The sequence below is a fragment of the Mesorhizobium sp. M1A.F.Ca.IN.020.03.2.1 genome (genome assembly GCF_004023205.1).
Lineage (GTDB): Bacteria > Pseudomonadota > Alphaproteobacteria > Rhizobiales > Rhizobiaceae > Mesorhizobium.
Genome location: NZ_RZSV01000052.1, coordinates 24215 through 30344 on the forward strand (window position 1 = coordinate 24215; position 6130 = coordinate 30344).

Annotated in this window: 3 protein-coding genes and 4 pseudogenes; 5 read left to right on the forward strand and 2 right to left on the reverse strand. The window is 61.1% G+C overall.

The features are described from left to right. The first annotated feature begins 168 nt into the window (after positions 1-168). Positions 169-2088 (forward strand): potassium transporter Kup, encoded by a 1920-nt coding sequence (locus tag EOA79_RS11290; protein ID WP_091600265.1) that lies wholly within the window; start codon positions 169-171, stop codon positions 2086-2088. Between the two features lie 298 nt (positions 2089-2386). Beyond that, positions 2387-2623 carry a hypothetical protein gene (locus EOA79_RS11295; protein ID WP_091600251.1) on the forward strand — a complete coding sequence of 79 codons (237 nt, stop codon included), beginning with the start codon at positions 2387-2389 and terminating at the stop codon, positions 2621-2623. Positions 2624-2797: 174 nt separating this feature from the next. Here the strand turns inward: EOA79_RS11295 and EOA79_RS11300 are convergent. Together EOA79_RS11300 and istA are read right to left on the reverse strand one after the other, a co-directional pair. After that, positions 2798-3400: pseudogene (locus tag EOA79_RS11300) on the reverse strand (ATP-binding protein); the annotation flags it as partial. Between the two features lie 16 nt (positions 3401-3416). Continuing rightward, a pseudogene (gene istA / locus EOA79_RS11305) lies at positions 3417-4818 on the reverse strand (IS21 family transposase); the annotation flags it as partial. A gap of 63 nt (positions 4819-4881) precedes the next feature. Here istA and EOA79_RS33525 point away from each other — a divergent pair. From EOA79_RS33525 to EOA79_RS11315, 3 genes and pseudogenes are all read left to right on the forward strand, one after another. Beyond that, positions 4882-5019: pseudogene (locus tag EOA79_RS33525) on the forward strand (hypothetical protein); the annotation flags it as partial. Between the two features lie 27 nt (positions 5020-5046). Then, positions 5047-5187: a hypothetical protein gene (locus tag EOA79_RS33530; RefSeq protein ID WP_236473399.1), complete on the forward strand. Its 141-nt coding sequence runs from the start codon at positions 5047-5049 to the stop codon at positions 5185-5187. A 133-nt stretch (positions 5188-5320) separates the two neighbouring features. After that, positions 5321-5668 (forward strand): annotated as a pseudogene (locus EOA79_RS11315) (IS21 family transposase); the annotation flags it as partial. Positions 5669-6130: the final 462 nt, after the last annotated feature.

Consider the following 6130-nt stretch of genomic DNA (forward strand, 5'->3'; position numbering starts at 1 on the left):
CCCGGAGCTTCAGCGTAGTCTCGCAAAAATTCCCAAGCCGCTTCGGGGCTGACGAGTCTGCGAAGCCGACGAGCGATAGGCAATACCGAGACGCAGACATTACGTGACGGCACTTGATATTGCAGTGCAGCAAGCGTAGAGCACCGCCCGCTTATGGGAGTGTCGTCCATGGCCCTTACCAATGCTGGTAACGAGGCAGAACCTGTCGAACAATCGAGCCATTCTGAGGTCGAGCAGCACAGCACCAAGGTGCTGATGCTGGGCGCGTTGGGCGTGGTTTACGGCGATATCGGCACCAGCCCGATCTATGCATTCCGAGAGGCGTTGCACGCATCGGCCGGTGGCAACGTCGCCAACCGTGGCGACATCCTCGGCGTACTCTCGCTGATCATCTGGTCGCTGACGATCACCGTCACCATCAAATACATCATGTTCGTGCTCCGTGCCGACAATCGCGGCGAGGGCGGGGTGCTGTCGCTGATGGCGCTGGCGCGCAACAGTTTCCCGACGCGCTCGGCGGTGATCCTCGGCATCGGCATTGTCGGCGCGGCGCTTTTTTTCGGCGACGCAGTCATTACGCCGGCGATCTCGGTGCTGTCGGCGGTCGAAGGTATGAATGTCGTCACGCCGACCTTCCAGCCCTATGTGGTGCCGCTGACACTGGCCATTCTGGCGGTCGTGTTTGCGGTACAGCGGTTTGGCACCGGCGGCGTAGGATTGGTGTTCGGGCCCGTTACCGCGCTGTGGTTCCTGGCCATCGGCCTTTCCGGCCTCAACCACATCATGGACGACCCGGAAATCCTGCTGGCAATCAGCCCGCATTATATCGTGTCATTCCTGATCAACTCGCCCGAAGTCGCCTTCGTCACGGTTGGTGCGGTTTTTCTCGCCGTCACCGGCGCTGAGGCGCTCTATGCCGACCTCGGCCATTTCGGGCGCAAGCCGATCGTGCTTGCCTGGCTGGCCATCGTGTTTCCTTGCCTGTTGCTCAACTATGTCGGGCAAGGCGCCTTCGTGCTGGCGAATGGCGGTGTCGTCGGTCATCCCTTCTTCGAGATGAACGAAGGCCGGATGCTTATCCCGATGGTGGTGCTGGCGACGGCGGCGACCGTGATCGCCAGCCAGGCGGTGATCTCCGGCGCTTTCTCGCTGACCAGGCAAGCAGTGCAGCTCAACATGCTGCCGCGCCTGGAAATCCTGCATACGTCGGAAAGACAATCCGGCCAGATCTATATGCCGCGCGTCAACATGCTACTGGCGCTCGTGGTGATGCTGCTGGTGGTCGGCTTTGGCGAATCCAGCAAGCTTGCCTCGGCCTACGGCATTTCGGTGACAGGCAACATGCTGGTGACGAACATACTGCTTTATGTCGTCATGACGCGCATCTGGAAATGGCCGCTCGGCGTCGCGATAGCCTTAATGGCGGTGTTCGTCTTCATCGATACCGGCTTCTTTGCAGCCAACATCGTCAAGGTATTCGAAGGCGGCTGGGCCTCGCTTGCCATTGCCGCAGTGATCGTGATGACCATGTGGACTTGGATAAGAGGCACCAGGTATCTATTCGACAAGACGCGCAGGAACGAGATTCCGCTCGATTCCCTTGCAGGCAATCTGTTGAAGAGGAAACCGCAGCTGATGTCCGGTACGGCCGTGTTCCTGACCAGCGATCCCGCCAGCGCGCCGACCGCGTTGATGCACAGCCTGAAGCACTACAAGGTGCTGCACGAACAGAATGTCATCCTCTCGGTGGTGACGGCGCAACAACCCGTCGTGCCCGACAGTGACCGGGTCAAGATGGAAACGATCAACGAGCTGTTCATGCGGGTGACGCTGACCTTCGGCTATATGGAGCAGCCCAATATCCCGCGCGCGCTGGCGATCTGCCGCAAGCAGGGCTGGAAGTTCGACATCATGACGACCTCTTTCTTCCTGTCGCGGCGCTCGCTCAAGGCCTCGCCCAATTCCGGCATGCCGGTCTGGCAGGACAAGCTGTTCATCGGGCTGGCGCGCACGGCGGCCGACGCAACGGAATATTTCCAGATCCCGACCGGACGCGTCGTCGAGATCGGAACACAGGTGGCGATTTAGTGCATGCCGCAGTTCAGCAGCTGAGAAGCCACTTGAGCGTGTCCATAGAAAGCGCCTCACTGAATACCAAACATCCCCATCCTCTGTTTGGTACGTTTCCAACTCTTGATATCTTGGAATTGACCAAGGATCGCTGCTTGGGTTCTGTCTCGGGAGGCGCGACTTCGGTGAGCAGAACTCTAGCAGCCCTTTCCCAGACTCTCCGCATGAATCGGAGTAGCCTGCTTCCATCGGCGATTTACATGTGGCATCGCCGTTGAGCGACGGCCACCCTTCCGCCCTAATGGGAGGAACAGCTATGGTCAGTAACACCAGCTCAATGAGTGGCATTGCCTATCCCAGCGACCTGGCTTTGTTGAAGCAGGTCTTTGATCGTGTCTGCGCCGAGGCAGGTATCTCCGTTAGTAGCATGCAGGCGGAGCGCCTGAGCGTGAGCGTAATGGCACTGTTCTCGGACGGCGAGTTCGATGAGGCCGTTCTTTATGAACGCCTTAAGCTTGATGCCCGCTCCTTGCCCAGAACGGGCAGCGTATGACCTCCGATCATCAGGAAGTCCTCACGAGCCTTGTAGCTCGTTATGAAACCGTAGTGTCGATACAGGACCGGATCGTTGAGCACGACCGGCGTTTCGGGCCTAGCATCCGAATTGGATGAAGTCCTACTGGAGCGGCTGCTCGTCTCGTTACGGAAGGCCCGCGTCGCCCTGGAGCTGGGCGGTGATCAGGGTGGATTTGCGGCGATAGCGTTCCTCGACGATTTCGAACAGATGGAAGCGCTGTTGGTCGGTGAGGCTGTGAGTTCCGAAGTCATCGAGGATGAGCAGTTGCGCGCGGGTGAGTTTGTCGATGAGGCGTGGGAAGCGGCCATCGAGACGAGCGAGCGCCAAATCCTCGAACAGGCGCGGCACGCGCACATAGAGCACGGAATGATCGAGCCGTGCCGCTTGCCGTCCGAAGGCGCAGGCCAGCCACGACTTGCCGGTTCCGGTCTGGCCGGTGACGATCAGGTTCTCATGAGTTTTCAGCCATTTGCCCTGGGCGAGCGCCATGGTGCTGCGCCGGTCGAGTCCGCGCGGCGCGGCAAAGTCGATGTCCTCGATGCAGGCTTCGGGAAAGCGCAGCCTGGCTGAGGCGAGCCGGTTCCGGACGCGCTTGTCGGCCCGCATGGCGACCTCGCGGTCGAGCATCAGGCCGAGCCACTCGTCACGGCTGAGTTCGTTGGCGTTGTTGCGTTCGGCCAGTTCGCGCCAGGCGGCAGCCATGCCGGCCAGACCGAGGGCCTGCATCTGGTCGAGGGTAGGGTTCGTCAGCATTCTTTCTTTTTCCTTCACGGTAATAGGTGGAGCCGCGGATGTTGGCGTCTGGGGTGTCGGCTTTGCCGGTTCTGCGGAGCTGGCCCGGTCGAGGCCGGCTTTGAGGATGGCGGTGACGGAGGAGTAGGCGATCGCGTTGATCAGCAGCGCCCGCTCGCAGGCGGCATCGAGACGCTCCGGCCCATAGCGCGGCGCCAGCGACAGGATGCCCATGGCCGAGCGATATCCCTGTTCCGGATGCGGCCGGTCGCGCATCATGCGCTCGACCAGGATGGCGGCGTTGGGGCCGATCCTGGCCGCCCTGCTGATCAGGCTGGCCGGCGTGGTGTTGGCGTAGCGCTGGTGCGCCTTGGGCATGTGTTCGTTGACGGTGACATGGCCGGAACGCTGTGAGCGACGGACATGGCTGGCGACACGCTGGTGATCGTGGAAGATCTCGACCACTCGATGCGTGAGCCGCACCTCGACGGTGCGCCCGATCAGCCGGTGCGGCACCGAGTAAAAGGTCTTGTCGACCTCGACATGGTAGTCAGGATGGACCTTCGCCGACTTCCACTCGGCGTATTCGAACGGTGCCGCCGGCAGCGGCTTCAAGGCAGCCGCTCGATCTCCCCGAACAGTTCGCGGCGGCTTTGGCCGACATGGCGCATCGGCCGGTTGTTCAGCTCCTCGAGCAGTTCGGCGATCGCCGCGTTGAGCTCGGCGATCGAGAAGAAGGATCGGTTCCTCAGCCGCGCCAGAATCCAGCGCTCGACAATCAGCACCGCGCCTTCGACCTTGCCCTTGTCGCGCGGCTTGCGGCTGCGGGTCGGCAGGATGGTGGTGTCGTAATGCTCGGCCATCGCGGCAAAGGTCGCGTTCAGCGTCGGCTCGAACCACAGCGTCTTGACGACACCGGCCTTCAGGTTGTCGCACACGATCGCTCTGGTGACGCCGCCGAAGAAGGCGAGCGCTCGCACCTGGCCCTCGATCCAGTCCGGCAGCTTCTGGCTGGAGCTGGCAAAGGCGAAGGTCAGATTGGAGGCGCCCAGCACCGCGACAAAAATGTGCGCCGGGTAAATGATGCCGGTCGCCGGATCGATCACCGGCACCGTCTGCCCGGCATAGTCCGTCTGCATCACCGCGCCCGCCGCATGCCGGTTGCGGAATGTCGCGCTCGTCCGGCGCTCGAAAGCGGCGAAGTGCTCGCAGAACCAGGTGTAGCCGTAGCCGTCGGGGTTGGCGGCGCGATACTCCTGCCACAACAGCGTCAGCGTCACCCCCTTGCGCTTCAACTCCCTGGCGATCAGCGCAAAGTTCGGTTCGCTTAGGTCTTGCGGCGGACGACCGGCACGGCCAAACAGCAGCCGCTCAAGTGTCGCGTCGTCGTGCGATATCGCTGGCTCGCCTCGTGACCGATCGGGATAGGAGCGATGCAGTCTTTCTGGGGCGGATGAAGGAACCTTTGACACGGTTCGGAATACACCGCGTCGTGACGCAATATGCCGCCATGGCGAGAAAAACCGTGCCGACCGTGGCCACGAAGCGCGTCAGGCCGTGGCCACGAAGCGCGTCAGCCCCATACGATTCGTCACACGACAGCCGTCCACCTCCTGCGTGCCGGCGTCGATATCGACACGATCCGCGCCTGGCTCGGCCATGTGTCGTTGGACACCACGCACATCTACGCCGAGGTTGATCTGGAAATGAAGGCAAAGGCGTTGGCCAAGGTTGAAGTCAGCGGCTTGAAAGAGCCCCCACGGCAGCGATCTCTGCCGTCATTAATGGCATTCCTGAAAGCCCTGTAGCGAACTACCATCGCCGTTCTTCTTATGTGGCGGCTTGGGCCAAGGAAATCACTGACATCCTTGGCTCATCCCCCGGAGACGCAACATAAATTTGGCCGCAACATAACAGGTGAAGTGTTATGCCGAACATATTAGCCGCTTCTGCGAACTCTTTCGCAGTTTCGAGCAGCGGCTTTCGCCGATGATGCGCCAGGAGCATGCGGCCGGCGACAAGGTCTTCGTCGACTATTCCGGCAAGAAGATCCCGATTGTTGATCGCAAGACCGGTGAGATCCGCGAGGCAGAGATCTTCGTGGCAGTGCTCGGCGCATCCAGCTTCACCTTTGCGGAGGCAACTTGGACGCAAACGCTCCCGGACTGGATCGGCTCGCATGTCCGGATGTTTCGTTTCTTCGGAGGCGTTCCCCGGCTGATCGTTCCCGACAATCTGAAGTCGGGCGTCAGCAGCGCCAGCTTCTACGACCCCGAGATCAACCGCAGCTAGGGGAGGGGATTTCGTTGACCATCGGCCGGCAGAGGAGCGGGCCGAGCGTTTCGTGACATGACCGAACGGAATTTCGTCCGGCTGCGCAAAAAGGTGCCCTGTCGAGACTTACTTGTTAGCAGGGACGAACTCGTGAAGAGTTAAACGACTGATAAGGCAACATTATCATTCGTTTTATGATGCCGACAAGCACAGCGCTTTCTGCGCAAATAGATTGCTAAAAGCGCCGTCATGACTCATCGTGCTTGCGATGATTCTGCGACCCAACCCCTCTCTGTCTCGCCGTGGCGTGCTTGGCGGCGCCTCTTCGATCGCACCGATGGCAACGGTGCCGACCTGGGTTGCGCGGGGCCGCCCTCGACACCCAAACGGTTGCGGGACAAGGCATCGAGGACATTGCAGTCACGGCCGGCGCCGCCATCGGCGCGCTCGATGCGGTGGTCCGCCGGCCGTGACTGC